Here is a 24,934-nt window from a genome sequence, read left to right on the forward strand (position 1 = left end):
GCAGGGGGCTGATCAGTGGCGCGGGGTCGTACGATCGCGATCGTGTCCGGAGCCACCGTGCTCGTGGTGGGGGCCGCGGCCGGTGGCGCGTACTACGTGCTGCACACGAGGGGCACCCCGGCCGAGACCGCACAGCGTTTCGCCGTGGCGTGGCAGGCCGGTGACAAGACCGCGATGGCGGCCGAGCTGGCCACGCCGGAGCAGCTCACCGCCTACGACCAGCAGCGCACCGCGCTCGCCGTCGAGTCGGCCGCCGTCAAACTGGGCCAGGTCGCCGAGGGCGACGACCGCGCCAGCGTCCCGTACACCGCCACGCTCAACCTGAAGAACATCGGCGCGTGGACCTACCAGGGCAAGATCGACCTGGTGGTGGCCGACCGCACCTGGAAGGTGGACTGGAAGCCCGCGACGCTGCACCCGTCGATGACCGAGGGGGCCGCGTTCTCGCTCAAGACCAAGTGGCCGCAGCGCGCCGAGATCACCGACGCCGACGGCGAGCGCATCGACACCGGCACGGTCGGCGGGTCGGTGCAGCAGCTCGTCGGCTACCTCGACAAGGCCACCAAGAAGGACGTCGCCAAGCTGGGCTCGTCCTACAAGGTCGGGCAGGCCGTCGGCCGCGGCGGGTTGCAGGAGACCTTCCAGGAGCAGCTCGCCGGCACCCCCGCGACCGAGATCAAGCTCGGTGACGAGACGCTGGAGACCATCGAGGGCGCCGAGGGCGAGCCCGTCCAGACCTCGCTCGACCCGCAGACGCAGGCCGCCGCGGTGGCCGCGGTCAAGGACATGAAGAAGCCCACCTCCCTGGTCGCGATCAAGCCTTCCAGCGGCGAGATCCTGGCCGTGGTCAACAACGTGGGCGGGTTCAACCGGGCGCTCGACGGCCGCTACCCGCCCGGCTCGACGTTCAAGGCGGTCACCGCGATCGGGCTGCTGGAGGCCGGGGTTTCGCCGCAGGACACGGTGACCTGCCCGAAGAACGTCAACGTCGGCGGGCTGCCGATCCGCAACTCCGACGAGGAGTCGTTCGGGTCCATCTCGTTCCTCGACTCCTTCGCCCACTCGTGCAACACGACGTTCGCGCCGCTGGCGGAGTCGAAGCTGGGCGCGGACAAGCTGCTGGACGTGGCCGAGGAGGTGGGCTTCAACCAGCCGCTGAACATCGGGGTGCCGGCCACGAAGGCCAGCTTCCCCAGGGCCGAGTCCGACGCCGAGCTGGCCGCCGAGTCGTTCGGCCAGGCCAGGATCACGGCCAGCCCGCTGTCGATGGCCTCGGTGGCCGCGGCCATCGCCGACGGCACGTGGCGCCCGCCGACGCTGGTGCCGTCGATCAAGCAGAAGGCCAAGGAGCGGGAGCTGCCCGACGGGGTGAAGTCCGCGCTGCACACGATGATGGCGGCCGTGGTGACCAAGGGCACCGCCAAGTCGGCGGGGCTGCCGTCGGGCACCCACGGCAAGACCGGCACGGCCGAGTACGGCACGGGCGAGAAGCTGAACTCCCATGCCTGGTTCATGGGCTTCAAGGGGGACGTCGCGTTCGCCGTGGTCGTCGAGGGCGGAGGCGGCGGCGGCGCGGTGGCCGCCCCCGTCGCGGCCACGTTCCTCAAGAACCTCTAGCCCTTCAGGAAACGGCGGATCTCCTCGGCCACCCGCTCGGGGCGCCCGCGCTGGGCGGCGTTCTGCGTGGCGCCGTGGTCGAGGCCCTCCATGACCACGCGCCGGGCCCGCGGCATGGCGCGCTCCAGCTCGACGAGCGCGGTCCTGAGGTAGTCCCGGCTCCTGGTGCCGCCGAGCAGCAGCGTCTCCACCTCGACCGACCGGTACGCCGCGAAGTCCCCGGAGGCCTCGGCCACGAGCTGGATGTCCTGGCGCTGGGTCGGGGCCAGCTCCCTGAACGTCGGCTCCTGCCCCGCCGCCCCGTCCTGGCTCTTCAGCATCAGGCCCGTCAGCCACTCCTGCACGCGGCGGGGCAGCGCGTTGAACAGCGGCGGGCCGAGCCGGGCGGCCCGCATGCCGGTGACGAGCGCCGCGGGGATCCTGCCCTCGGCGATCTCGCGGTCGAAGCGTTCCAGGCTGCCGCGCACGTCAGCGGCGTCGAGGCCCAGCGGGGGCTCGAAGAGCACGGCCTTGCGCAGGGCCGCCGGCCGGGTGAGCGCGGTGTGCAGGGTGATGACCGCGCCCGAGCTGACGCCGACGGCGTACCGGGCGCCGGTGGCCCGCAGCACCGCGTCGAGGTCGTCGACCTCGCGCGCGAGCCCGTAATCCGCGCCTGCGGGGCCGCTGCCGCCCCGGCCCCGGCGGTCGGGCAGGTAGCAGGTGAAGTCGCCGGCCAAGGCGCCGGCCAGCTCGATCTGGCTGTGCCCGGTCTGCATGGCGCCGTGCACGATCACCAAGCCGGGCCCCTGCCCGGCCTCGCGGTAGCTGATCGTGGTGCCGTCGGCGGACGTCACGGTGCCGGTGGTGGTCGTGGTCATGATGGCTCCCCTTCTGGCCGGTCAGTCGGCCGGGCGGCCCCTGTTCGCGAGGTCCGCCACGTCGGGCGACATCTCGCCCGTGCGGTGATGTGCCTGCCATTCCGCCAGGCCGGGGAACGTGCCCCCGTCCAGCTCCGCCAGCAGCGATCGCACCCAGCCGGCCTGGGCCCGCCGCATCGCCAGCGCGTACTCCGACTCGACGAGGAACAGCCGGGGCAGCTCGGCCCGCTCCTCCTCCAGCGCCGCCCGGCCGGCCTCGATCTGCTCCTCCAGCAGCTCCAGCCGCCGTCGCAGCAGCGGCGCGACCTCGTCGGGGCCGAGGCCGGCCATGACCGACAGGCCCGCCTCGAACGCCGACGGCTCCCGGCGCGGCTCGCGCAGCAGCTCCCTGGTCCAGTCGTCGGCCTCCCGGCGGCCCGCGTCGGTGATGCGGTAGACGGTGCGCTCGGGGCGGGCGCCCTGGCGGCCGCTCTCCACCGCCTCCAGCAGGCCGTGTTTCTCCAGGTTGCGCACGACGGTGTAGAGGGACCCCCATTTGATCGGCATGTCCTGGTCCTTGCCGCGGGAGCGCAGGACGGAGGCCATCTCGTACGGGTGCATCGGGCGCTGGACGACGACTGTGAGCACGGCCAGCGCCAGCAGGTTGCTCACGGGACGCCGTCGGGCCATCGCCACCCACCGCCTTCTCCACGTTTACTCGTAGGCGAGTATACGCAGACGAGTATTCGCCCACAAGGGCCATCCGAGTCCCTGCGGGGTGGGCGCGACAGCCACTTCCGGGCGGGTTCGATAGCGTTCGAACGGAAGGACCGGCCGGGCCCACCCCGCCGGTGGAGCCACGGACAGCGAGGACGGCCACCGATGAGCCGCGAGCACCACTACCAGACCGTCGTGACCTGGACCGGGAACAAGGGCACCGGCACCAGCGGCTACCGCGACTTCGGGCGCGAGCACGAGCTGTCCGCCGAGGGCCCTCCGGTCATCGGCGGCAGCTCCGATCCCGCCTTCCGCGGCGACCCGGCACGCTGGAACCCCGAGCAACTCCTGGTCGGCTCCCTGGCGCAATGTCATATGCTGTGGTACCTGCACAAGTGCGCCGTGGCCGGCGTGGTCGTCACCGAGTACACCGACACCGCGACCGGCATGATGGCCGAGACGGCGGACGGCGGTCACTTCACCGAGGTGGTGCTGCACCCGTCGGTCACCGTGGCCGCGCAGGAGATGGCCGAGACCGCCCTGGCCCTGCACGCCGACGCCCACAAGTCGTGCTTCATCGCCAGCTCGGTCAACTTCCCGGTCCGCCACGAGCCGACCATCCACGTGGCCGGCTGACCACAAACCCCACCGCATGGTCGGCTGACCTCAAGACGCGCCGCGCGGTCGGCTGATCTCAAGACGCGCCGCACGGCCGGGTGACCTCAAGACCCGCCGCGCGCCCAAACCCGGCCTCGACACTCGCCGCGGGGGCCCGGCTGGTCACAACACCCGCCGCCCGGCCGCCGGCCTCATGACCGGCCGGGTACGGCCTTGGCCGTGGTCTCGGTCTCGTAGTCGAGGCCGAGCTTGGGCGCGATCTCGCGCAGGCACTCCTCGAACACCGGCTCCATGTCCGAGTAGACGAAGTCGAGCTGGTTCAGCACCTCCATGCAGAGCAGGCCGTACAGCCTGATCCAGCACGACATGAACACGTGGATCGCCTCCACGGGCAGCCCCACGCCGGTGGAGTCCGCGTACGCCCGCAACTGCTCCCTGATGGAGGCGGGCAGTTCCTCGGGAGCGGGCACCGGGAAGCGCCGGCTCTTCCACAGCTCTGCGATCTCCTCCAGGAAGATCTGCTCGAAGTCGCGCCCGGCCAGCTCGCGCGGCGAGTCCGGGCGCCGCTCGGCCGTGATCGGGCTGGCGAACACCCAGCCGAACTCCGCCCGGTGCGACACGGACCAGCTCCGCATCGCCCGGCAGGCCGCCAGCAGCCGCGCGCCGTGCTCCCCCGGCGGGCAGGCGTCGCGAGCCGTCTCCATGGCCTCCGTCAGCTCGCGGAAGAAGTCGGCCGTCACCGCCCCGACCAGCTCGTCGTGCCCGGCGAAGTAGTGGTAGAGCGCCGGGCCGCTCATGCCCATCTCCCTGGCCACGGCGTTGATCGTGACGGCCTGCGACCCCTGCTCGATCAGCAGCCTGCGCGCCGCCGCGCGGATCTCCGCCAGCGTCGCCTGCCGTACCCGTTCGCGCCTGCTGACGCCCTGTGCGGTCATCCGCTCACCCTCCCTGGCTCCGTTGACATCCTAGGGCATCTATTTTTCCTTAATGCCTCTAAGCAAATTTACCCTCAATAAGGAGATGTCGTGGCGCCCAATCCCCTGGCGAGCGCCTTCGCCAAGTACGTCATGGAGGCCCGGGTCACCGAGACCGGCCTGGTCACGCCCACCATGCGGCGCATCCGCCTGGCGACGCGGACGCCCATCGCGTTCCCGTACCGGCCGGGTCAGCACATCCGCGTCCAGATCAACGACCCGCTGTCCGTCTACGGGATCCTGCGCCCGGCCGAGACGCTGCGGACGTACACGATCTGGGAGCTCGACCCCGACCGGCGGGCGCTGGAGCTGCGCGCGCACCTTTACGGCGGCGACGGCATCGGGCTGCGCTGGGCGCAGGAGGCGGCGCCGGGGGACACGGTGACGTTCTGGTGGCCGCAGGGCGACTTCTTCACCCGTGACGACGCGCCGTTCCACCTGTTCGCCGGGGACGAGACGGCGAGCGCGGCGTTCGGCCCGATGCTGCGCGCGCTCGGGGAGGGCGCGCGGGTGCACGGGGTGCTGGAGAGCGAGTCCGCCGAGCACGACCTGCCCATGCCCGGCCCGCACGAGCTGCGCCGCGCGCACCGCCGGGGCGCGCCGGCCGCGTCCTCGAAGACGCTGCTCGCCGCAGTGGCCGGCCTGGAGCTGCCCGGCAACACCGGCGCCGCCTACCTGGCGGGAGAGGCGCGTACGTGCCAGATGATCCGCGACTATCTCGTCCGCGAGCGCAACTGGCCCCGCAAGGCCATCAAGGTCAAGCCGTTCTGGACGCCGGGCAAGCGCGGCCTGCACTGAACCCGTGAAACCGGCAGAACTTATTCCTTGACACGAATATTCTCCATGAAGAATACTTCTTTCCATGGAGGCACTCCTCACCGCACTGGCCGACCCGGCCCGCTGGCGGCTCGTGAGCCTGCTGGCCGAGCGGCCCCGCCCGGTCGGTGTGCTCGCCCAGCTCGCCGGGGCGCGCCAGCCGCAGACGACCAAGCACCTGCAGGCCCTGGAGCGCGCCGGTCTCGTCATCTCCCAGCGCACCGGCCAGCGCCGCATCTACGCGCTCAGGTCCGCCGCCCTGCGTGACCTGGCGGCGGAGCTCAACCGGCTCGCCGACCTCGCCGAGCAGCCTGGCGGCCCGCGCGAGGCGTTCGACCGCCACGGGCTCAGCCTCGACGCCGCACGGCTGGAGGCGCGGGAGCCGGGGTGGGCCGACGGCCGGGCGTTCAGGTTCCAGCGGTCGCTGGCGGCAGACCCCGGGCTGGCCTGGCGCCACCTGACCGAGACCTCGCTGCTCGCCCGCTGGTGGACGCCCGACGACCTGCGCGTCTCCGAGCTCGTGTTCGAGGCGCGGCCGGGCGGGCGGATCGTCCACGAGTACCGCGACGCCGAGGACGCCGACGGCTCCGACGTGGTCGCCGGGCGCGCGGAGGGAGTCGTCGACGACGTACGCCCCGGCGAGCGCCTGTCCTACCGGCTCTCCCCGCAGCTTCCCGGCGGCGGGCTCGCCTTCACCGCCCACGTCGACTACGTCCTCCGGCCCACCGGCGCCGGCACCGACCTCGACGTCGGCTTCCGGGTCACCGGCAGCACCGTCGGCTCCGCCGACTTCATCGCAGGCATCGAGCTCGGCTTCGGCCAGAGCCTCGACAAGCTCGTGGCCACCCTCGCCACGGCCTCCACCCCCACTGACATGAGGAGCACGACATGACGCAGCAGACCGGCCGCAGGGTCGTCACCAACATGAGCCTCTCCCTGGACGGCCACTACGCCCGGCCGGACGACCCGCTGGACATGGGCTGGGTGATGCCGTACGCGGTCACCGACGTCGCCCGCGACCACCTGACCAGCCTCTGGGAGCCCGCGACGACGGCGCTGCTCGGGCGGGTGAACGCCGAGGGGTTCCTCGGTTTCTGGCCCACCGTGATCGGCATGGAGGGCGCCGACCCGCGTGACGAGGGGTTCGCGAAGTGGCTCGTGGACGCCGACAAGGTGGTGCTCTCCTCCACCCTCCGCGAGGCGCCCTGGGAGCGCACGACGATCGCCGACAGTCCGGCGGCCGACGTGGTCGAGGACCTCAAGGCGGCCGAGGGCGGCGACATCCTCGTGCTCTCCAGCGCGAGCGTCATCAAGGCGCTGCTGGCCGCCGACAAGGTCGACCGGCTGGCGATCACGATCTTCCCGGTCTTCCTCGGCGGCGGGCCGCGGCTGTTCGACGACGGCCTGCCCGCGGGCCGGTGGGCGCTGGCCAGGCAGGCCGCGGGCGAGCACGGCACGCTGTCCCTCGTCTACGACCGGGTCCGCTGAGCCCTACCGAGGCCGGACGTTGTGGTTGCGCGCGAACAGGTTGCCGGGGTCGTACCGGCGCTTGACCGCCGCGAGCCGCCGGTAGGTCCGCGGCGGGTAGATCGCGGCGACGTCCTCCTCGGTGGCGGAGGCGAGGAAGTTCGCGTACGCGCCCTCGACGTGGGGCGCCAGCCTGTCCCAGATCGCGTCCAGGGCCGGCCGGGCGGCTTCGAGGGCCGGCTCCGGCCCCACGGCGGTGGTCACGACCATCAGCTCCGCCCTGCGGTGCGCGTAGGCGGTGGCGTCGTCGGGGACCCGGGACACCGCGCCGCCCACACTGCGGACGGAGATGAACGGCGCTCCCTGCGCCGCCCTGGCCTCCGCCAGGACGGCCAGGACCGCGGGCACCGACTCCTCGCCGGCGAACGCGCTCCGGGTCGCGAACCGGATGCCCGGCGGCGGGGTCACACCCTCCACGAGCGTGTCGGCGTACGGGATCGGCGCGACGTCGTCGTCGATCACCGTGCCGAGGCGGCGGATCGGGTCGATGGCTCGGGCGGCGAGCTCCGGGTCGTCGCCGTCGAAGGTGACGAGGATCTCGACCGGCCCCTCCGGACCGCCGGCGAAGGGGTTGGCGACGTTCGCGATGGAGGTGAGCTCCTCGGGCGCGGTGCGCAGGTGGTCCGCCCAGCCCTGGAGCACGGTGGCCGCCTCCTGCGGCGGGAAGGTGATCCGGCCGTGGAAGACGTCCGTCGTCGGATGCGCCGCGAACTCGAAGGCGGTCACGATCCCGAAGTTGCCGCCGCCGCCGCGAATCGCCCAGAACAGCTCCGGGTCCTCCCCGGCACTCGCCCGCACGACCTCGCCGCCGGCCGTGACCAGCTCCGCGGCGACCAGATTGTCCAGGGCCAGGCCGTGCTTGCGCACCTTCCAGCCGATGCCGCCGCTCAACGTCAGCCCGCCGACGCCCACGCTCCTCGTGTCACCCGAGGAGATCGCCAGGCCGTGCGGGGCCAGGGCGGTCGCGACCTCGCCCCAGGTGGCACCGCCGCCGATCCTGACGAGGTGACGCTCCTTGTCGACGACCTCCACGTTCGCGAGCCTGCCGAGGTCGATCACGACGCCGCCGTCGTTGGTGCCGAACCCGGCGAAGCCGTGGCCGCCGCCCCGTACGGACAGCACCAGCCGCGCGGCGGCGGCGAACCTGACCGCCGCCCGCACGTCGGCGACGCTCTCGGGCCGCAGCACGTAGGCCGGGCTGCCCGAGGCCACGACCGAACGGGCGGCCGAGTCGTACTCTGCTCCACCCGGCTCGATGACGGTGCCGCCGAAGTCGCGGCGGAGGATCTCAAGCGCTGAACTCATCACGTTCCTCATCTCGACGTGCCCGGCCGGTGCCGGACGACCACGAGATGCCGGCGAGCCCGCCCTTGTGACAGCGCGGAGCACGTGACGTGGGCCACATACAGGCGGATCGCCGCTCGGGCAGCATGGGCGAGCAGCCGGCGCGCTGTCACAAAACGGCGCGACCCGGCATCTGGTGGACGTGACAGTCGACAATGAACAGGAGCCGTCCATGGCCGACACGCCGGAGCCCGCCCCCGGAGATCGTCCGGGGGGCACGAGCCACCCGGACCCCGCCACCGAGGCGTTCGTCACCCACCGCAACCTGCTGTTCACCGTCGCCTACGAGATGCTCGGCTCGGCCGCCGACGCCGAGGACGTGCTGCAGGAGACCTGGCTGCGGTGGACGGGCGTCGAGCTCGGCGAGGTGCGGGACCAGCGGGCGTACCTGGTGCGGATCACCACCCGGCAGGCCCTGGGCCGGCTGCGGGCGCTCGGCCGGCGCAAGGAGTCCTACGTGGGCCCCTGGCTGCCGGAGCCGCTGCTGACCTCCCCCGACGTGGCCGAGGACGTCGAGCTGGCCGAGAGCGTGTCGATGGCGATGCTGCTGGTGCTGGAGACGCTCACGCCGACCGAGCGGGCGGTGTTCGTGCTGCGCGAGGTGTTCGACCTGGACTACAGCGAGATCGCCGAGGCCGTGGACAAGAGCCAGGCCGCCGTCCGGCAGATCGCCCACCGGGCGCGGGCCCACGTCGCGGCGCGCCGGCCGCGCGAGGCGGTCTCCCCCGCCGAGTCGCGCGACGCGCTGGCGGCGTTCCAGCGGGCGGTCCAGACGGGCGACCTGCAGGGCCTGCTCGACATCCTCGCGCCGGACGTCGTCCTGCTGACCGACGGCGGCGGGGTCAAGCAGGCCGCCCTGGCGCCCATCGTGGGGGCCGGCAACGTGGCGGCCGTGCTGGGCAGGATCCGCGGCTCGGCGCCGCTGCTGCCGGCGCAGGTCAACGGCTGCCCGGCGCTGATCGTCCGGCTCGACGGCGAGATCGACACCGTCATGGCGGTGCACCTCGACGGGGGGCTCATCACCGGGCTGTACGCCGTACGCAATCCCGAGAAGCTGTCGCACATGGAACGGGAGACCACCCTGCGCCGCTGACCCCGGTGTCCGGCGCGCCGCACGCGCGCAGCCGTCCGGCCGGCTCCGCCGACGACATGAAGCAACCCTGCGCACAGCCGGGAGCAGTGGCGCAGGGTCGGGAGTGCGTACGAGGTGTCAGAAGGCCACGGCCAGGGCCATCGCGGCGGCGGCCTCGTGGCGGAGGAGCATGATCAGGAGCGTGGCGACCAAGGTGGCGATGAGAAGCCAGCTGATCAGGATGATGACCGTCGTGCGGCGCGGCCGGCGCCGGGGCACGCGCTCCCCGTTCGACTTCGCCTCGCTGCGACGAACCCGTTCGTTGAACGACTCGAGCCGGGCGACGAGTCGCGGGTCGTCATCGACGAGGTGCTGCTCGATCTGGGCCAGCATCCGCTCCTCGTCCTGCGACCAGGCCATAGGCACCTCCCGCACGCAAGCTCTACGGCGTCTTCCTGCCCAACCATGAAGATCATTAGCCCCCGCCTGACCACTTAATTGCCACCTCTTTTCGGTTTGCGATCAAGCTCGAACGACTGTTCTAATCATGCCATGCGCTGGGACAACCTCCGCCTGACCGCGCCAGGGCGGGCCGATCCGACCGAGCCGCTCTTCGCCCGCGGCGCGGTCACCCGCACGTTCGACACGCCCGAGTTCAAGGGGATGACCTTCTACGAGATCCGGGCCAGATCCATCATCAACCGGGTCCCCGGCGCCAGCCGAGTCCCGTTCGACTTCACGATCAACCCCTACCGGGGCTGCGGCCACCGCTGCGTTTACTGTTTCGCCAGGAAAACACACGAATATCTGGACCTGGATGCCGGTGCGGACTTCGACTCCAAGATCGTCGTCAAGGTCAACGCCGCCGAGCTGGCCCGCAAGGAGCTCGCCTCGCCCCGCTGGGGCGGCCACCACGTGGCCATGGGCACGAACGTCGACTGCTACCAGCGCGCGGAGGGCCGCTACAAGCTGATGCGCGGCATCCTGGCCGCGCTGCGCGACGCCGCCAACCCGTTCTCCGTCCTCACCAAGGGCACCCTGATCCTGCGCGACCTCGACCTGCTCACCGAGGCCGCCGACGTGACGGACGTCGGCGCCAACGTCTCGGTGGGTTTCGTGGACGAGGAGCTGTGGCGCGCCGTCGAGCCCGGCACGCCCAACCCGCGCCGCCGCCTGGAGACGTGCGCGACCCTCAACGACAACGGCATCGCCTGCGGCGTCCTGATGGCGCCCATCCTCCCCTACCTCACCGACTCCCCCGAGCAGCTCGACCGCACGGTCAAGCAGATCGCCGAGTCGCGCGCCACCCACATCTCCCCCATCGTGCTGCACCTGCGGCCGGGAGCCCGGGAGTGGTGGCTGAGCTGGCTGTCGCGCGAGCACCCGCGCCTGGTGCCGCGCTACCTGGAGCTGTACGGGCGGGGGGCGTACGCGCCGAAGTCGTACCAGCAGCGGGTGACCGCCCTGGTCAAGGAGCTCGCCGAACGCCACGGCGTCGGCCGCGCCACCCCGGCCATGGCCCGCCGCATCCCACCCCGCCGCCCGTCACCACCGCCCCGGCCCGAGCAACTCCGCCTCCTCTGACGCGCGGGGGTTCCGCCCTGGGTGCTGTCGCACGGCGGGACATGACGTGCCGTCCCGGTGCGCTCGGGGGCCGGAGCTGCGCGCGGCTTCAGCGTGAGCCGGCCGGCGCACGGGCCCGACGTCGCGAACGGCCACCGCCCCTGACAGCGGGCGCACCGCCCACCAGGCGGGCTCGGCGCCACGCCGCCGGCACCCGAGGAGGTCGGCACCAGGTGAGGCCGACACCAGGCGGGCGCGTGTGGTCCGCGGCATCCTGCTGAGCGGAAATTCGCTGGCGGGGCCGCGAGGGCGGTGGCAGGATGGCCGGGCATTTGCCGGACCACGATCAAGGAGCTTGGGATGCGGCGCCGCCTCGGAATCTCCCAGCACAGCATCGGCACGAGAGTTTCCCGAGGGCTCCTTGATCAAGCACGTCCTGAACATCGGCATCCTCGCGCATGTAGACGCGGGAAAGACCAGCCTCACTGAGCGGCTCCTGTTCGAGACCGGTGTCATCGACCGGCTCGGTAGCGTGAACGAGGGCAGCACCCAGACCGACAGCGGTGAGATCGAACGCCGCCGCGGCATCACCATCCGGGCCGCCGTGGCCTCCTTCGTCCTGGGCGACCTGCGGGTCAACCTGGTGGACACACCCGGCCACGCCGACTTCGTGGCCGAGGTCGAGCGCGCGCTCGGCGTGCTGGACGGCGCCGTGCTGGTGCTGTCGGCCGTCGAAGGGGTGCAGCCGCACACCCGGGTCCTGATGAGGACCCTGCGCAAGTTGCGCCTGCCCACCCTGCTGTTCGTCAACAAGATCGATCGAGCGGGGGCGCGGGAGCAAGGGCTGCTCGCCGACATCCGGCGCCGGCTCTCTCCCTCGTGCGTCCCGCTCAACACCGTCGACGGCCTCGGCACCCCGGCCGCCGTCACCCGGCCCGTCGCCGGCCCGGACGAGGCCGCCGAGGTGCTGGCCGAGCGGGACGACGAGCTGCTGGAGCTGCTCGTCGACGGCAAGACACCCGATCACGGGACGGTACGCGCGGCGCTGGCGCGGCAGTGCGGCGACGGTGTGGCGTATCCGGTGCTGTTCGGCTCGGCGATCACCGGGCAGGGGCTGCCCGAGCTGCTCGACGGCATCTGCGAGTTCTTCCCCGCCGTGCCGCGGGTCGCGGAGGAGGGCACGGCGACGGGCACGGTGTTCGCGATCGAGCGGGCCGCCTCCGGGGAGAAGGTGGCCTATGTACGGATTCGGGCCGGGGTCCTGCGGGTGCGGGAACCACTGATCTTCTATCGCGGGCAGGGGCGGAGCGGCGATGACGGTCTCCGCCCGACCAGCGGCGCCACCAAGCACGGCAGCGCCGGCACGCGCACACACAGCGGCGGCGCGAGCAGGCCCGGCAGCGCCGGCACGAGCACGCACAGCGGCGGGCAGGTGGATGCCGGCCATGGGTACGAGGCCCGGCTGACCGCGCTGGCCGTCGCCGGCGCTCCCGGCGAGAGCCAGGCCGTGGCCGGTGACATCGTCAGGGTGTGGGGCGTGCCGGAGATCCGGGTCGGCGATCATCTCGGCGCGCCGGGGCCGGCGGGCCAGGCGCACTTCACCCCGCCCAGCCTCGAGACCGTGGTCCGCCCTCGCGTCCCCGGCCAGGAGCCCCGCCTGCACGCCGCGCTCCTCGCGCTGGCCGAGCAGGACCCGCTGATCGGCACCCGTACGCTGGCCGGCGGCGACACCTCGGTCCTGCTCTACGGCGAGGTGCAGAAGGAGGTCATAGGCGAGACCCTGGCCAGGGACTTCGGCGTGGAGGCCGACTTCGAGCCGAGCCGCCCGGTGTACTTCGAACGCCCGGCGGGCACCGGCGAGGCGGTCGAGGAGATCCAGCGCCAGGGCCGCAACGACTTCATGGCCACCGTCGGGCTGCGGGTCGAGCCCGCCCCCAGGGGATCCGGGGTCGGTTACCGGCTGGAGGTCGGTCTCGGGTCGTTGCCGCTGGCCTTCCACCGGGCGATCGAGGAGAGCGTGCGCCTGGCCCTGCGCAAGGGGCCGCACGGCTGGCCGGTGACCGACGTTCTGGTGACGCTGACCAGGACCGGTTACTCCTCGCCCGTCACCGTGGCGGCCGACTTCCGCGGGCGTGCGCAGGTCGTGCTGGCGCGGGCGCTGCGCCGGGCGGGCACGGCCGTGTACGAGCCGTGCCACCGCTTCGAGGCGGAGGTGCCGCTGGAGGCGTTCGGCCCGGTCACGGCGCAGCTGGCCGGACTCGGCGGGGAGCTGCGCGAGGCGCGCAGGCATGGAGAGGGCTGGGTGCTGGAGGGCGAGATCCCGGCGGCGGTGGTGCACGAGGTCGAGCGGCGCCTGCCCGGGCTGTCGCACGGCGAGGGTGTGTGGTGGTCGGAGCCGGCGGGCGACCGCCGACTCAGGTAACCGGCACGAGCCGACAGCCAGGCCGACGGCCCGGCTTGGCGGTATGTCGGGTTTCGGCGCTAGATGGGTATTAAGTGGCTTGGTGTACCAATCAGGTGCATCTCGTCCGTTACAGGGGGGAATCTCCGATGGCTGACACGAAGAAGAAACCCACGTCCAAGTCCGGCAAGTCCAAGAAGCAGGCCATCAAGACCAGCAGGCAGGCCAAGGAGACGAAGCGGGAGAGCCGGAAGACCACCGACGAAGGCTGAGGCATCGGCCGCCCGACGGTGATGTGATCGGACGGCCGCGGCCCGCCAAGTGCCCCGGCTGTCCGATCGACCAGTGGAGCTGCCATGTCGGCATACCTGCGCTTCCCCGCCGTCTTCCAGGACGTGGTGGTCTTCGCCGCCGAGGACGACCTGTGGATGGTCTCCGCCCGCGGCGGCCGGGCCTTCCGGCTGACCGCCGGGCAGGCCGAGGCCGGTTATCCACGCATCTCCCCGCGTGGCGACCAGCTCGCGTTCGTCGGGCGCGAGGAGGGCCCGGAAGAGGTGTACGTGATGCCGTCCGGCGGCGGCGCGGCCCGCAGGGTGACCTTCCACGGCGCCCGCTGCACGGTGACCGGGTGGGACCCGGAGGGCCGCATCCTGTACGCCAGCGACCAGTCCCAGCCGTTCGAGGGCCGCAAGTGGCTGCACCGGGTGGCGCCCGGCGGGGTGCCGGAGCGGCTGCCGTACGGGCCGGCGAACTCGATCGCGTACGGACCGGAGAACATGATCGTGCTGGGCCGCAACACCGCCGACCCGGCGCGGTGGAAGCGTTACCGCGGCGGCACCGTCGGCGACCTGTGGATCGACCCGAGCGGCGACGGCGAGTTCAGGCGGCTGATCAGGCTGCCCGGCAACCTGGCCTCGCCGTGCTGGAGCGGCGACCGGGTGTGCTTCATCTCCGACCACGAGGGCGTCGGCAACGTCTACTCGTGCACCCCTGACGGCCAGGACCTGCGCAAGCACACCCACCACGACGACTACTACGCGCGCAACCTGTCCGGCGACGGCCACCGGCTGGTCTACCACGCGGGCGCGGACCTCTACCTGCTGGAGCCGGGCGAGCGGCCGCACCGGCTGGAGGTGCACCTGGCCAGCTCCAGGACGCAGCGCAACCGCAGGTTCGTCGAGGCCGCCGACTACCTCGACAGCGCCACGCTCAGCCCCGACGGCAGCGCGCTGGCGATCACGGCGCGCGGCAAGGCGTACGCGATGGCGAACTGGGAGGGCCCGGTACGGCAGCACGGCTCCCCCGACGGCGTCCGCTACCGCTTCCTGACCTGGCTGAACGACGGCGTACGGCTCATCGCGGCCGCCAGCGACGACGGCGACGAGGAGACGCTGGTCGTGCTGGAGGGCGGCGAGGGCGGCCCCGGCACGGAGGTGGCCCGGCTGGGCCGGATCAACGAGCTGGTGCCCGACCCCGCCCACGACCGGGTAGCGGTCGTCAACCACCGCCACGAGCTGCACCTGCTCGACCTGGAGTCTGGGCGCTCGGAGCTGGTGGAGGCGAACCCGCACGGGCCGCCCGAGGACCCCGCCTGGTCGCACGACGGCCTGTGGCTGGCGTACGCGAGCCCGCTCAACGCCCAGACCACCGCGATCAAGCTCCACCATCCGGAGACGGGCCGGACGGCGCAGGCCAGCGAGCCGGTGCTCAAGGACTCGATGCCGGCCTTCGACCCCCTCGGCAGGTACCTGTACTTCATCGGCCAGCGCGCCTTCTCCCCCGTCTACGACCAGCTCCAGTTCGACCTGGGTTTCCCGCTGGGCACGCGCCCGTACGCGGTGGCGCTGCGCGCGGACGTGCCGGACCCGTTCGTGCCCCGCCCGCGCCCGCTGGAGGAGAAGGACGACGACGAGGACGACGGGGACGACGAGGACGACCAGCCGCTGCGCGTGGACGTGGACGGCCTGGTTCGCAGGGTCACCGCGTTCCCGCTGCCGGAGGGGCGCTACGAGCGGGTGGCGGGGCTGAAGGGCAAGGCGCTGATCCTGACCAGCCCGCTGCACGGGGACGACACGCTGCACCTGTTCGACTTCGCCAAGGGCGAGAGCGAGACGTTCGCCGACGGGGTGAGCGGGTTCGAGCTGGGGCGCGACCACAGGACGCTGCTGTACCGGGCGGGCGGCCGGCTGCGCGTGGTGAAGGCGGGCGAGGTGCCGGGCGACGAGGAGGCGCCCGGGCGGCAGAGCGGCTGGGTCGACCTGTCGCGCATCAAGGTGTCGGTCTGCCCGGAGGCCGAGTGGCGGCAGATGTTCAAGGAGGCCTGGCGGCTGCAGCGGGAGAACTTCTGGACCGAGGACATGGCGGGCGTCGACTGGCCGGCCGTGTACGACCGGTACCGGCCGCTGGTGGAGCGGGTGACGACCCGGGGCGAGTTCTCCGACCTGCTGTGGGAGCTGCACGGCGAGCTGGCCACCAGCCACGCCTACGAGAGCGGCGGCGAGTACCGCCCCGGCCCGGACTACAGCCAGGGCAAGCTGGGCGTGGACTGGCGGCTGCGTGACGGCGTCTACCACATCGCCGCCGTCGTGACGGGCGACCCGTGGGACCCGCAGGCCACCTCGCCGCTCAACCGGGTGGGGCTGGACGTGCGTACGGGCGACGCCGTGCTCGCCATCAACGGCGCGCCCATCGGAGCGGCGACGGCCACCCCGAACGAGCGCCTGGTCAACCAGGCCGGCGAGGAGGTCGAGCTGACGCTGCGGCGCGAGGAGCGCGTCTTCACCGTCACCGTGCGGGCCCTGGCCGACGAGCAGCCCGCCCGCTACCGCGACTGGGTGAACCTCAACCGCGCCCAGTGCCACCAGCGCTCCGGCGGCCGGATCGGCTACCTGCACGTGCCGGACATGGGGCCCGACGGGTTCGGGGAGTTCCACCGGGGGTTCCTGGCCGAGTACGACCGGCACGCGCTCGTCGTGGACGTGCGCTTCAACGGCGGCGGGCACGTGTCGTCGCTGCTGCTGCAGAAGCTGGCCAGGCGGCGGCTCGGCTACGACTACCCGCGGTGGGGCGACCCTGAGCCGTACCCGCCGGAGTCGCCGCGCGGCCCGCTGGTGGCGATCACGAACGAGTGGGCGGGCTCCGACGGCGACATCTTCAGCCACACCTTCAAGCTGCTGAAGCTGGGCCCGCTGGTCGGCCGGCGCACGTGGGGCGGCGTGATCGGCATCTGGCCGCGGCACACGCTGGCCGACGGGACGGTGACCACGCAGCCGGAGTTCTCCTTCGCCTTCGACGACGTGGGCTGGCAGGTGGAGAACTACGGCACCGATCCCGACATCGAGGTGGACATCACCCCGCAGGATTACGCCAGAGGCGTGGACACGCAGCTGGAGCGGGCCATCGACGTCGCGCTGGAGCTGCTGGCCGACCAGCCGCCGCACACTCCCGATCCCCGGCACAGGCCGCGCATGCAACCTTAATGACCTTTATGGCGTCTAAAGATCATAGGTGGGGAAAGTGCATCGGGGATGAACAGAGTGCACTCCGCCGACGGAGAGATGATCGGCCGGTGGTGAGGCAACCGTTCTCACCACCGGCCACGTGTGTTGAGACTGCTTCCGCGACTAAGGGGGATCTGTCAGGTGCGCGCACTGGCACGCAAGGGCAAATCGGCGATGCGACGGCTCTATCGGGGATACAACCGGCGCAAGGCGAGCAGCGCGCCACCGCCCTCGACTCAGCGGGTGAGCATCCTGCTGCTGCACGCCCACGGGATGGGCGGGACGATCAGGACCGTGTTCAACCTGGCCAGTTACCTGGCCGAGCAGCACGACGTGGAGATCGTCAGCATCTTGAAGGAGGCGGAGGAGCCGTTCTTCCCCATCGATCCGCGCGTGAAGTTCCGTTTCCTGGACGACCGGCTCAACCCGGGCCACGACCCCGTACGCGCGATGTTGTCGAAGATGCCGAGCAAGCTCATCCCGAAGGAGGAGTCGGCCTACCACCGCTTCAACCTCTGGACCGACCTCAAGCTGGCCCGCTTCATCCGCTCGCTCGACACCGGCGTGCTGATGGCCACCCGGCCGGGGCTCAACCTCGCGATGGCCCAGTTAGCACCGCCCGGCGTGATCACGATCGGGCAGGAGCACGTGGCCCTGCGCACGCAGCCGGAGCCCGTCCAGGAGCTGATCAAGTGGCGTTACCGCCGCCTCGACGCGCTGGTCACGCTCACCAAGGCCGACCTGCGCGACTACCGCGAGACGCTGCCGAAGAAGCCGCGCAAGCTGGCGCGCATCCCCAACGCCGTGCCACCGATGTCGGGCGACGTGTCCAAGCTCGACACCAAGGTGGCCGTGGCGGTCGGCAGGATGACCCGGATCAAGGGCTTCCACCGGCTGATCACCGCCTGGGAGACGGTCGCCGCCGCGCACCCCGACTGGAAGCTGCGCATCTTCGGGGCCGGGCCGCAGGAGGGCAATCTCCGCCAGCAGATCGCGGAGGCGGGCCTGGAGGGCAAGGTCGAGCTGCCGGGACCCACCACCGACGTGGGCGCGGAGCTGGAGAAGGCGTCGATCTACGTGCTCAGCTCGCGGCACGAGGGCTTCCCCATGACGATCCTGGAGGCCATGGCCAAGGGGCTGGCCATCGTCAGCTTCAACAGCCCGCACGGGCCCAAGGAGATGATCACACACGAGGTGGACGGGCTGCTGGTCAAGCCGCGTACCAACGCCAACCTCGCCGAGTCGATCATCCGGGTCATCGAGGACGAGCCGCTGCGCCGCGGCCTGGCCGCGCGGGCGCTGGAGACGGCCCGCACGTACGACGTGGACGTCATCGGGCAGCAGTGGGACGCGCTGCTGGCCGACCTGCTGGCCCGCCGCGACGCCAGGTCCCGCCCGGCCGACGCGACCGAGCTCCCGCCCCCGTGCCCCTGAACGCAGAACCGTGCCCCTGATCACGGGCCGGCGTCCCTGATCACGGGCCCGCGCCTCCGAACGCGGGCCCGCGTCCCTGAACGCAGGCTCGCGCCTCCGGACACGGCCCCGCGCCCCTGCACGTGCGGGCGGGCGGGGGTCGTCACACGCCCGTGCCGGTGAGCTCCACCGGCTCGGCGATGACGTCCACGAGCGCGCCGTTGCGGTGGACGGTGATGGGCAGCGGCCGCCCGATCGCCTCGGCGAACATCAGCCGCTGCAGGCTCTGCGCGTCGGCCACCGGGTTGCGGCCGGCGCTGAGCACCAGGTCGCCGGCGCGCAGCCCGGCCCGGTGCGCGGGCGATCCGGGGACCACCTCGACCACGCGCATCGCCCCGCTCTGCCCGGTGTGCCGCCGCAGCTCCTCGGGCAGCGGCGCCGGCGAGGTCACCAGCCCGAGGAACGCCCGCCGGACCCGGCCGTCCCTGATCAGGGCCGCGATGATGGAGCGGGTCGTGCCGTTCATCGGCACGGCCAGCCCCACCCCGATCCCCGCCACCGCCGTGCTGATCCCGACCACCCGCGCCCGGGAGTCGGCCAGCGCCCCGCCGGAGTTGCCGGGGTTGAGCGCGGCGTCGGTCTGGATGACGTCCTCGATCAGCCGCATGCTGGAGCCGCTGCGCGCGGGCAGCGACCGCCCGAGCCCGGACACCACTCCGGCCGTGACCGACCCGGTCAGCCCGAGCGGGTTGCCCACGGCCACGACCAGCTGCCCGACCACGAGGCCGTCGCTGTCGCCCAGCTCGGCGGGCGGCGGCGTGGCCGCCTGCGCCCTGATCACGGCCAGATCCGACAGCGGGTCCCGCCCGATCACCTGGAACTCGCCGGAGGACCCGTCGGCGAACGCCACGGTGCCCGACCGGGCGGAGCCGACCACGTGCGCGTTCGTCAGCAGGAACCTGTCTGCGGTGAACACCACCGCGGACCCGCTGCCCTGGCGGGTCCGCACGCTCGCCACCTTCGGCAGCAGCTCGGCCGCCACGGACGACACGACCTGGGAGTAGGCGTCGAGGGGGTCCGCCATGGAAGCCTCCAGATGATTACTTGCTTACACAGTAACTCCTCATGGCCGCGCCTCGTAGACGATGTTGAACGGGGTCTCCGCCACCCGGCGGAACCGGCTGAACCCGGCCTCGGCCGCCAGCCGCCGTACCGGCTCCTCGCCCGCCTGGGCGCCGAGGGCGTAGCCGCCCTCCTGCGAGAGCGCGTTGGGCACGCACAGGAATGCCGAGAACGCGTAGTAGGCGCGGCCCACCGGGTTGAGGTTCTCGCTCAGCGACCGGCCCGCCGCCGGCTCCACGATCATCCAGGTGCCGTCGTCGGTGAGCCGGCCGCGCACCTGACGCGCGGCGCCGAGCGGGTCGCCCATGTCGTGCAGCGCGTCGAACGTGGTCACCAGGTCGTACGGCCCGCCGTCGAAACTCTGCGCGCTGCCCACCCGGAACTCGACCTGGTCGCCGAGCCCGAGAGCCTTCGCCCGCTCGCGGGCCTGCTCGACGGATGCGCCGTGGTAGTCCCAGCCGACGAACGCCGAGGCGGGGAAGGCCCGCGCCATGAGCGTGGTGGACGCGCCGTGCCCGCATCCGACGTCGGCGACCCGGATCCCGGCGCGCAGCCCGCCTTCCACGCCGTCGAGCGCGGGCAGCCAGGCGCTGACGAGGTTGGCGGTGTACCCGAACCGGAAGAAGCGCTCGCAGCCGGAGAACACGTCGTCGTCGTGCTCGTGCCAGCCGAGCCCCTTGCCGGTGCGGAACGCCTCGGTGATCCGCGGCTCCGCCTTCAGCGCGCCGATGGCGAGCTGGAAGCCGCCGAGCACGGGGCCGTCCGGGTCGGTGAGCGCGTACGCCTGCTCCTCGCTCAGGGAGTAGTGTCCCGTCGCGGCGTCGTACTCGACGTAGCCGCCGGCGGCCTGCCCGCGCAGCCACTCCTCGACGTAACGCGGGGCCGTGCCCGTGCGGTCTGCCAGCTCCTGCGGCAGTTGCGGCTTGTCGGCGAGTGCCCGGTAGAGGCCGAGCTTGTCGCCGATCACGACTCCGCCCGCCGCCATGGTGGCGCCGACGTCGCTGACGAACTTGCCGAGGAACTCCATGAGTCGTGCTTCGTTCATTGCGATGATCTCCCCTGTCGTGATCTGTGTGTTCGGTGATGGGCGGTGCCGCGGACGGCCCACGCTCCGGCGGTCAACGGGATGGAGCCGTCCGGAGCTGCGGGCAGGCGGGCGCGGAGCGACTCCCGCAGGGCGCGCCGGCGTTCCTCGGTGAGGGACGTGACGTAACCGGGCGCCGGTCCCTGGCCGCCGAGGAACGGCCCCCAGTAGTCGTCGAACCCGGCGAACGTGGTGGCCGTCCCGATGGCCCGGACGGTCACGCCGTCCAGGCCGGCCCGCGTCCACAGGGCGCGCAGGCCGCCGGGCCGGCACAGCGGGAACCGGCGTGCCTCGTCCAGCCCGGCCGCGGCCGGGTCGAGGGCGATGGCGGCGTCCCAGAAGTGCCTGATCATTTCCATCCCGCCGGCGTAGTCCCACACGTAGGCGGCGACGGTGCCGCCCGGCGCGGCGACCCTGGCCGACTCCGCCACCGCGCGTCCCGGATCGGGGACGAAGTTGAGCGCCAGCCCGCTGACCACGGCGTCGAACCGGCCCGCCGGCAGCGGCAGCGCCCGCATGTCGCCGCCGCGGAAGCCGGCGCGGGAATCGGTGACCCGGGCCCGGGCAGCGGCCAGGAACCCCTCGGAGGTGTCCAGGCCGAGGACCTCGGCGGGCTCCGCCACCGCGAGGATCGCCGCGGTCAGCGCTCCCGTGCCGCACCCCGCGTCCAGCCAGCGCGCGCCGCCGGGCACTCCCAGCCAGCGCACGAAGGCCTCCGCGACACGGCGGCTCCACCGGCCGACGTACGCCTCGTAGGCGTCCCCGGCGGACCAGACCTCAGCGACCATCACGCCTCCCTTCCCTGGAGGCGTGACATTCCGTTCCATCGCGGGTTTCGGCGCCTGATTCCGTGACAGCGTCACGACGAACGCCGCCCTGGGGCCGGCCGTCGGGTGTTGCACGGCGGTGCTCAGTGCGGTCCGCCGCCCTGGACGCCCGCGGGCAGCTGTCGCGCCCGTCGCGCTAGAGCCGGGGCGGGCCGACCGTCGAGGCCATCGCGCTAGAGGCGGGGCGGGCCACCCGTTGCCCCCGTCCCTCTAGAGCCGGGGCGGGCCGGCCGTCGCGCTGGAGCCGGGCGGGCGCGCCGTCACGCTGCGGGCGACGGCCTGGGCGGCCTGCCAGGTCAGGTCGGCGTGGGCGGCGAGCGCCTGGGCGGTGATGACGAGCGCGCGGCCCCCACCGAAGGGCACCAGATGGTGGGATTGACGCCAGCTCTCGCCCTCGTGCCGGTAGGCGAGGTGCACCGACTCCAGCCCGGGGTCCCGCTGCTGGGACACCATGGTCTGGCCGGGGCCGGCCAGCTCGACGAGCGGCGGGATGCGGTCGCGGGCCAGCGGGCCCTGCGGATAGATGAGGGACTCGTCCGGGCCCCACAGGTAGAACGGGGTGGAGTCGCCGGTCGGCGGGGACTCGATGGCGAAGGCGTCCGGCCAGATCACCGAGTACTGCGACGTCTCGATCCGCCAGACCTTCTCGCCGGGGCCGGGGAGCACCTCGACGACGTGCTCGACCGTGCGGGCGTCGGTCACGTCGACCGCCGCCGTGCGCGTCGCTTCGCCCGCCCCGTGAATGACGGTGACGACGCCAGGGGTGTCGGGAGAGCGCTCGAAGCCGTAGGGCCACCAGGGCACCAGGGTCACTCCGTGCCCCGCCAGCCGCGCTAACACATGGCTCACGTGTCGTCCCTCCCCGGCGATCATACTGCCTGGGCCAGCGCCGCCCCGCAGTAGGCCGCTCCCAGGCCCGCCACCACGCTGGCCACCGCGTTGGCGGCCGCGTGGAAGCGGGCGCCCTCCTCCACCAGCCGCACCGTCTCGTACCCCAGCGTCGAGTACGTCGTCAGCGCCCCGCAGAACCCCGTGCCCGCCAGCGCCCACACCGCGCTCCCGGCCGGCAGCGCGGCCAGGAAGCCCAGCAGCGCCGACCCGGCGACGTTGACCGTCAGCGTCCCCCAGGGGAACACGGTGTCGTGGCGCGCCTGCACGGCCCGGTCCGCCAGGTAGCGCAGCGGCGCCCCCACCGCCGCCCCCAGCACGATGAGCAGCACCGTCACCGCGCGCCCGCCCCCGCCACGGCGGCGGCACGCCGGGTCAGCCACATGCCCGCCACCACCGCAGCGAGCGCCGTGAGCATCGTGGCGGCCAGGTAGACCAGCCCCGTCACCGGCGCGCCCGCGGCGACCGCCCGCTGCACGTCCACCACGTACGTAGAGAACGTCGTGTACCCGCCCAGCACCCCCACCCCCAGGAACGGCCGCACCAGCCGGTGGGCGGTCCGCACCTCGGTGATCACCACCATGAGCACCCCGATGAGCAGGCAGCCCGACACGTTGACCAGGAACGTCGCCCACGGGAAGTCGACGGGGCCGCTCGGCAGCGCGGTCTGCGCGCCGTACCGGGCCAGGGCGCCGAGCGCGCCGCCTGCCGCGATCGCGGCGAGCACCGGCCAGTGCAGCTCGGCCCGCTGCGCCGGCACGTGCAGATCGACGTCCGGATCGATGGGACGATCAGTCACACAACCCTCCCCGTGTCAAAACTGGCGATGCCGGGAATTTCTCTAGACAACCTGGAGCTCATGGAGGCGTGCTTGAGCACCAAGGACGCGGTCGCGGTCCTCGCTGGAGCCATCATCGTCGTTTCCCTCATCGGCAGCGCCAAGACCCCGCCTGCGACGGCGGCCAGCCCTCTGGGCAACATCAGCGGCACCCTGCCGGGTCTGGCACCCATCATCTCCGACGCCGACAGGTCCGAGGCGCGGGGGCTCATCAAGCGGCTGCGGGTGAAGGGGTTCGGCCCCAACACCGGTTACGCGCGCACCCGGTACGGGGAGAACTGGGCCGACAGCGCGACCGGGGTGCCGTACGCGCGCAACGGCTGCCGCACCCGTGACGACCTGCTGGCCCGCGACGGGCAGAACGTGAAGTTCAGGGCCGGGTCGAGCTGCGAGGTCGTGTCGATGGAGCTGACCGACCCCTACACCGGGCGGCTGATCCACTGGCACAAGGACAACGCCGACGAGGTGCAGGTCGACCACGTGGTGCCGCTGAACTACGGGTGGCGGATGGGCGCGCCGCGGTGGCCGATGTCCAAGCGGCTGGACTTCGCCAACGACCCGCTGAACCTCCTGCCCGTGGACGGCGAGGCCAACGAGCAGAAGGACGCCTCGGGGCCGGCGAGCTGGCTGCCGCCCCGGCGGGCCGTGCGGTGCGCCTACGTCACCCGGTGGGCCCAGGTGTCGCTCAAGTACGACATCCCCGTCACCTCGGCCGACAAGAGGACCATGCTCGCGCAGTGCCGCTAGCGCGGGTCGAGCCAGGTGAAGCCGCGCGCGTAGGTGCGCTCGGCCAGCACCCGCTGCCCGGCCGTGTTGGGGTGGAAGTAGTCCCACTTGCTGACGTGGTCGAGGGTGAACGGGTAGGAGAACACCGCTCCCCCGTCGGTGCGGCAGTTGCGGCCGTACGCGGCGCAGGCCCCGGCGGCGGCGCGGTTGTAGGCGATCACGCGGGCCCGCACCCTGGCCCGGCGCTGGTCGTCGGCGCGCCGGGTCGAGGTGGGGGCGGCCAGCATGGACTGGCAGATGCGGCCGGTCGCCCAGAACGTGCGGGCCAGCGCGTTGTCCTTGCCGACCTGCCACAACCGCCGCACGTCGGGGACGCTGGCGATGAGCACCCTGGCCCCCGGCACGCCGGAGCGCAGCTCGGCCAGCGCCGCGTCCAGGCGCCGCCGGTAGGTGCCGACGGGGGTCATCGACTGCTCGGTACGGGTGCAGGCGTCCTGGGCGCCTATGAGAATCGTCACGTAGTCGGCCTTGGCCGCGACGGCCTTCCTCATCTGGCCGAGCAGGTCGGCGCTGGTGGCGCCGGGGACGGCGAAGTTGAGGTTGTGCTTCTGGAGCGTTCCAGACAGCTCGGTGAGGCGGGCGTAGTGGCTGCTCACCTCGCCGCTGTCGCCGGTGGACCAGGAGCGGGCGGCGCAGGAGACGTACCAGCCGCAGGCGTTGAAGCCGGTGGAGATGGAGTCTCCGAGCGCGGCCATGACGCTGGGGACGGGCTGGGCGGAGGAGGCGGCGGCGGGGAGAGTGCCCGAAGCGGTGAGCACGACGGCGGTGGCCAGGACGGGCCCCAGGCGAGCGATCATGGGCTCCAAGTTAGGGAGCCGATCAGCGGCCCACCATGACCTCGGGGCGAGGTCTGCCAGTTCAGGACCGACTTCATATCGCCGCTTGACAGACCGGACCGGATAGGGTCCGTCCCAATACTCCTTGGCATCCGGTTTTTTCTGGGTTCTTTGCCCGTAACCGCGCATTCACGGGGGTCCGAGTCGAACGTGTT

General features: G+C 72.4%; 24 protein-coding genes. 12 read left to right on the forward strand and 12 right to left on the reverse strand.

Features of this window, described 5'->3' with window-relative positions; all coding sequences use genetic code 11:
• Window positions 1-42 precede the first annotated feature (42 nt).
• Window positions 43-1,617, forward strand: a complete 1,575-nt coding sequence (locus tag AB0I79_RS48970; RefSeq protein ID WP_357889206.1) for a penicillin-binding transpeptidase domain-containing protein — start codon at window positions 43-45, stop codon at window positions 1,615-1,617.
• Here AB0I79_RS48970 and AB0I79_RS48975 read toward each other — a convergent pair.
• Together AB0I79_RS48975 and AB0I79_RS48980 are read right to left on the reverse strand one after the other, a co-directional pair.
• Window positions 1,614-2,474, reverse strand: coding sequence for an alpha/beta hydrolase (locus AB0I79_RS48975; RefSeq protein WP_357889209.1), 861 nt, complete (start codon window positions 2,472-2,474; stop codon window positions 1,614-1,616). The genes AB0I79_RS48970 and AB0I79_RS48975 overlap by 4 nt on opposite strands.
• A gap of 21 nt (window positions 2,475-2,495) precedes the next feature.
• Window positions 2,496-3,143: a PadR family transcriptional regulator gene (locus tag AB0I79_RS48980; protein WP_357889444.1), complete on the reverse strand. Its 648-nt coding sequence runs from the start codon at window positions 3,141-3,143 to the stop codon at window positions 2,496-2,498.
• Window positions 3,144-3,335: 192 nt separating this feature from the next.
• On the opposite strand from AB0I79_RS48980, the gene AB0I79_RS48985 reads away from it, so the two are divergent.
• Entirely contained in the window at window positions 3,336-3,806 is a 471-nt protein-coding gene (locus AB0I79_RS48985) for an OsmC family protein (protein ID WP_357889212.1), read from the forward strand.
• A 173-nt stretch (window positions 3,807-3,979) separates the two neighbouring features.
• Here AB0I79_RS48985 and AB0I79_RS48990 read toward each other — a convergent pair whose 3' ends face one another.
• The gene (locus AB0I79_RS48990; protein ID WP_357889215.1) at window positions 3,980-4,723 is read right to left on the reverse strand and encodes a TetR/AcrR family transcriptional regulator; all 744 of its coding nucleotides are present in this window, start codon (window positions 4,721-4,723) and stop codon (window positions 3,980-3,982) included.
• A 90-nt stretch (window positions 4,724-4,813) separates the two neighbouring features.
• Between AB0I79_RS48990 and AB0I79_RS48995 the strand changes: the two genes are divergently transcribed.
• The 3 genes from AB0I79_RS48995 (at window position 4,814) to AB0I79_RS49005 (ending at window position 7,066) form a co-directional block, all read left to right on the forward strand.
• Complete coding sequence (locus tag AB0I79_RS48995) at window positions 4,814-5,560, forward strand: siderophore-interacting protein (protein ID WP_357889217.1); 747 nt, start codon at window positions 4,814-4,816, stop codon at window positions 5,558-5,560.
• A gap of 64 nt (window positions 5,561-5,624) precedes the next feature.
• Window positions 5,625-6,470, forward strand: coding sequence for a metalloregulator ArsR/SmtB family transcription factor (locus tag AB0I79_RS49000; RefSeq protein WP_357889220.1), 846 nt, complete (start codon window positions 5,625-5,627; stop codon window positions 6,468-6,470).
• Window positions 6,467-7,066 carry a dihydrofolate reductase family protein gene (locus tag AB0I79_RS49005; RefSeq protein WP_357889222.1) on the forward strand — a complete coding sequence of 200 codons (600 nt, stop codon included), beginning with the start codon at window positions 6,467-6,469 and terminating at the stop codon, window positions 7,064-7,066. Before AB0I79_RS49000 ends, AB0I79_RS49005 begins: the two co-directional genes overlap by 4 nt.
• A gap of 3 nt (window positions 7,067-7,069) precedes the next feature.
• Here the strand turns inward: AB0I79_RS49005 and AB0I79_RS49010 are convergent, their stop codons facing one another.
• Window positions 7,070-8,410 (reverse strand): FAD-binding oxidoreductase, encoded by a 1,341-nt coding sequence (locus AB0I79_RS49010; protein WP_357889224.1) that lies wholly within the window; start codon window positions 8,408-8,410, stop codon window positions 7,070-7,072.
• 211 nt (window positions 8,411-8,621) lie between these two features.
• Between AB0I79_RS49010 and AB0I79_RS49015 the strand changes: the two genes are divergently transcribed.
• Entirely contained in the window at window positions 8,622-9,542 is a 921-nt protein-coding gene (locus AB0I79_RS49015) for an RNA polymerase sigma-70 factor (RefSeq protein ID WP_357889226.1), read from the forward strand.
• Window positions 9,543-9,659: 117 nt separating this feature from the next.
• Here AB0I79_RS49015 and AB0I79_RS49020 read toward each other — a convergent pair whose 3' ends face one another.
• On the reverse strand, window positions 9,660-9,941 hold the full coding sequence (locus AB0I79_RS49020) for a DUF3040 domain-containing protein (protein WP_357889229.1): 282 nt from the start codon (window positions 9,939-9,941) through the stop codon (window positions 9,660-9,662).
• 132 nt (window positions 9,942-10,073) lie between these two features.
• Between AB0I79_RS49020 and AB0I79_RS49025 the strand changes: the two genes are divergently transcribed.
• From AB0I79_RS49025 to AB0I79_RS49045, 5 genes are all read left to right on the forward strand, one after another.
• Entirely contained in the window at window positions 10,074-11,105 is a 1,032-nt protein-coding gene (locus AB0I79_RS49025) for an Rv2578c family radical SAM protein (protein ID WP_357889231.1), read from the forward strand.
• Window positions 11,106-11,505: 400 nt separating this feature from the next.
• On the forward strand, window positions 11,506-13,506 hold the full coding sequence (locus AB0I79_RS49030) for a GTP-binding protein (protein WP_357889234.1): 2,001 nt from the start codon (window positions 11,506-11,508) through the stop codon (window positions 13,504-13,506).
• Window positions 13,507-13,634: 128 nt separating this feature from the next.
• Window positions 13,635-13,757: a hypothetical protein gene (locus AB0I79_RS49035; protein WP_357889237.1), complete on the forward strand. Its 123-nt coding sequence runs from the start codon at window positions 13,635-13,637 to the stop codon at window positions 13,755-13,757.
• A gap of 84 nt (window positions 13,758-13,841) precedes the next feature.
• Window positions 13,842-16,964, forward strand: a complete 3,123-nt coding sequence (locus AB0I79_RS49040) for a PDZ domain-containing protein (protein WP_357889240.1) — start codon at window positions 13,842-13,844, stop codon at window positions 16,962-16,964.
• A 264-nt stretch (window positions 16,965-17,228) separates the two neighbouring features.
• The gene (locus AB0I79_RS49045; protein ID WP_357889243.1) at window positions 17,229-18,419 is read left to right on the forward strand and encodes a glycosyltransferase family 4 protein; all 1,191 of its coding nucleotides are present in this window, start codon (window positions 17,229-17,231) and stop codon (window positions 18,417-18,419) included.
• A 142-nt stretch (window positions 18,420-18,561) separates the two neighbouring features.
• Here the strand turns inward: AB0I79_RS49045 and AB0I79_RS49050 are convergent, their stop codons facing one another.
• The 6 genes from AB0I79_RS49050 to AB0I79_RS49075 form a co-directional block, all read right to left on the reverse strand.
• A complete protein-coding gene (locus AB0I79_RS49050; protein ID WP_357889246.1) occupies window positions 18,562-19,482 on the reverse strand; it encodes a trypsin-like peptidase domain-containing protein in 921 nt (306 codons plus the stop codon).
• Window positions 19,483-19,521: 39 nt separating this feature from the next.
• Complete coding sequence (locus tag AB0I79_RS49055; protein WP_357889249.1) at window positions 19,522-20,565, reverse strand: class I SAM-dependent methyltransferase; 1,044 nt, start codon at window positions 20,563-20,565, stop codon at window positions 19,522-19,524.
• Entirely contained in the window at window positions 20,562-21,392 is an 831-nt protein-coding gene (locus AB0I79_RS49060) for a class I SAM-dependent methyltransferase (protein ID WP_357889252.1), read from the reverse strand. Before AB0I79_RS49060 ends, AB0I79_RS49055 begins: the two co-directional genes overlap by 4 nt.
• A 249-nt stretch (window positions 21,393-21,641) precedes the next feature.
• Window positions 21,642-22,280, reverse strand: a complete 639-nt coding sequence (locus AB0I79_RS49065) for a hypothetical protein (protein WP_357889255.1) — start codon at window positions 22,278-22,280, stop codon at window positions 21,642-21,644.
• A 20-nt stretch (window positions 22,281-22,300) separates the two neighbouring features.
• Window positions 22,301-22,657, reverse strand: a complete 357-nt coding sequence (gene crcB / locus AB0I79_RS49070) for a fluoride efflux transporter CrcB (RefSeq protein ID WP_357889258.1) — start codon at window positions 22,655-22,657, stop codon at window positions 22,301-22,303.
• Complete coding sequence (locus AB0I79_RS49075) at window positions 22,654-23,118, reverse strand: CrcB family protein (RefSeq protein WP_357889260.1); 465 nt, start codon at window positions 23,116-23,118, stop codon at window positions 22,654-22,656. Before AB0I79_RS49075 ends, crcB begins: the two co-directional genes overlap by 4 nt.
• A gap of 72 nt (window positions 23,119-23,190) precedes the next feature.
• Here AB0I79_RS49075 and AB0I79_RS49080 point away from each other — a divergent pair, with 72 nt between their 5' ends.
• On the forward strand, window positions 23,191-23,904 hold the full coding sequence (locus tag AB0I79_RS49080) for an HNH endonuclease family protein (protein ID WP_357889262.1): 714 nt from the start codon (window positions 23,191-23,193) through the stop codon (window positions 23,902-23,904).
• On the opposite strand, the gene AB0I79_RS49085 is transcribed toward AB0I79_RS49080, so the two are convergent.
• Window positions 23,901-24,740, reverse strand: coding sequence for a GDSL-type esterase/lipase family protein (locus tag AB0I79_RS49085; protein ID WP_357889265.1), 840 nt, complete (start codon window positions 24,738-24,740; stop codon window positions 23,901-23,903). The two genes, AB0I79_RS49080 and AB0I79_RS49085, sit on opposite strands and share 4 nt — an antisense overlap.
• Window positions 24,741-24,934 lie beyond the last annotated feature (194 nt).

Source organism: Nonomuraea sp. NPDC050202 (assembly GCF_040656115.1).
Classification (GTDB): domain Bacteria; phylum Actinomycetota; class Actinomycetes; order Streptosporangiales; family Streptosporangiaceae; genus Nonomuraea.

Bases quoted from the DNA above. Each gene is read 5' to 3' on its own strand.
- AB0I79_RS48975 (WP_357889209.1), bottom strand. From the start codon at position 2,474: ATGACCACGACCACCACCGGCACCGTGACGTCCGCCGACGGCACCACG.
- AB0I79_RS48980 (WP_357889444.1), bottom strand. From the start codon at position 3,143: ATGGCCCGACGGCGTCCCGTGAGCAACCTGCTGGCGCTGGCCGTGCTC.
- AB0I79_RS48985 (WP_357889212.1), top strand. From the start codon at position 3,336: ATGAGCCGCGAGCACCACTACCAGACCGTCGTGACCTGGACCGGGAAC.
- AB0I79_RS48990 (WP_357889215.1), bottom strand. From the start codon at position 4,723: ATGACCGCACAGGGCGTCAGCAGGCGCGAACGGGTACGGCAGGCGACG.
- AB0I79_RS49000 (WP_357889220.1), top strand. From the start codon at position 5,625: ATGGAGGCACTCCTCACCGCACTGGCCGACCCGGCCCGCTGGCGGCTC.
- AB0I79_RS49005 (WP_357889222.1), top strand. From the start codon at position 6,467: ATGACGCAGCAGACCGGCCGCAGGGTCGTCACCAACATGAGCCTCTCC.
- AB0I79_RS49010 (WP_357889224.1), bottom strand. From the start codon at position 8,410: ATGAGTTCAGCGCTTGAGATCCTCCGCCGCGACTTCGGCGGCACCGTC.
- AB0I79_RS49015 (WP_357889226.1), top strand. From the start codon at position 8,622: ATGGCCGACACGCCGGAGCCCGCCCCCGGAGATCGTCCGGGGGGCACG.
- AB0I79_RS49020 (WP_357889229.1), bottom strand. From the start codon at position 9,941: ATGGCCTGGTCGCAGGACGAGGAGCGGATGCTGGCCCAGATCGAGCAG.
- AB0I79_RS49025 (WP_357889231.1), top strand. From the start codon at position 10,074: ATGCGCTGGGACAACCTCCGCCTGACCGCGCCAGGGCGGGCCGATCCG.
- AB0I79_RS49035 (WP_357889237.1), top strand. From the start codon at position 13,635: ATGGCTGACACGAAGAAGAAACCCACGTCCAAGTCCGGCAAGTCCAAG.
- AB0I79_RS49040 (WP_357889240.1), top strand. From the start codon at position 13,842: ATGTCGGCATACCTGCGCTTCCCCGCCGTCTTCCAGGACGTGGTGGTC.
- AB0I79_RS49050 (WP_357889246.1), bottom strand. From the start codon at position 19,482: ATGGCGGACCCCCTCGACGCCTACTCCCAGGTCGTGTCGTCCGTGGCG.
- AB0I79_RS49055 (WP_357889249.1), bottom strand. From the start codon at position 20,565: ATGAACGAAGCACGACTCATGGAGTTCCTCGGCAAGTTCGTCAGCGAC.
- AB0I79_RS49060 (WP_357889252.1), bottom strand. From the start codon at position 21,392: ATGGTCGCTGAGGTCTGGTCCGCCGGGGACGCCTACGAGGCGTACGTC.
- AB0I79_RS49085 (WP_357889265.1), bottom strand. From the start codon at position 24,740: ATGATCGCTCGCCTGGGGCCCGTCCTGGCCACCGCCGTCGTGCTCACC.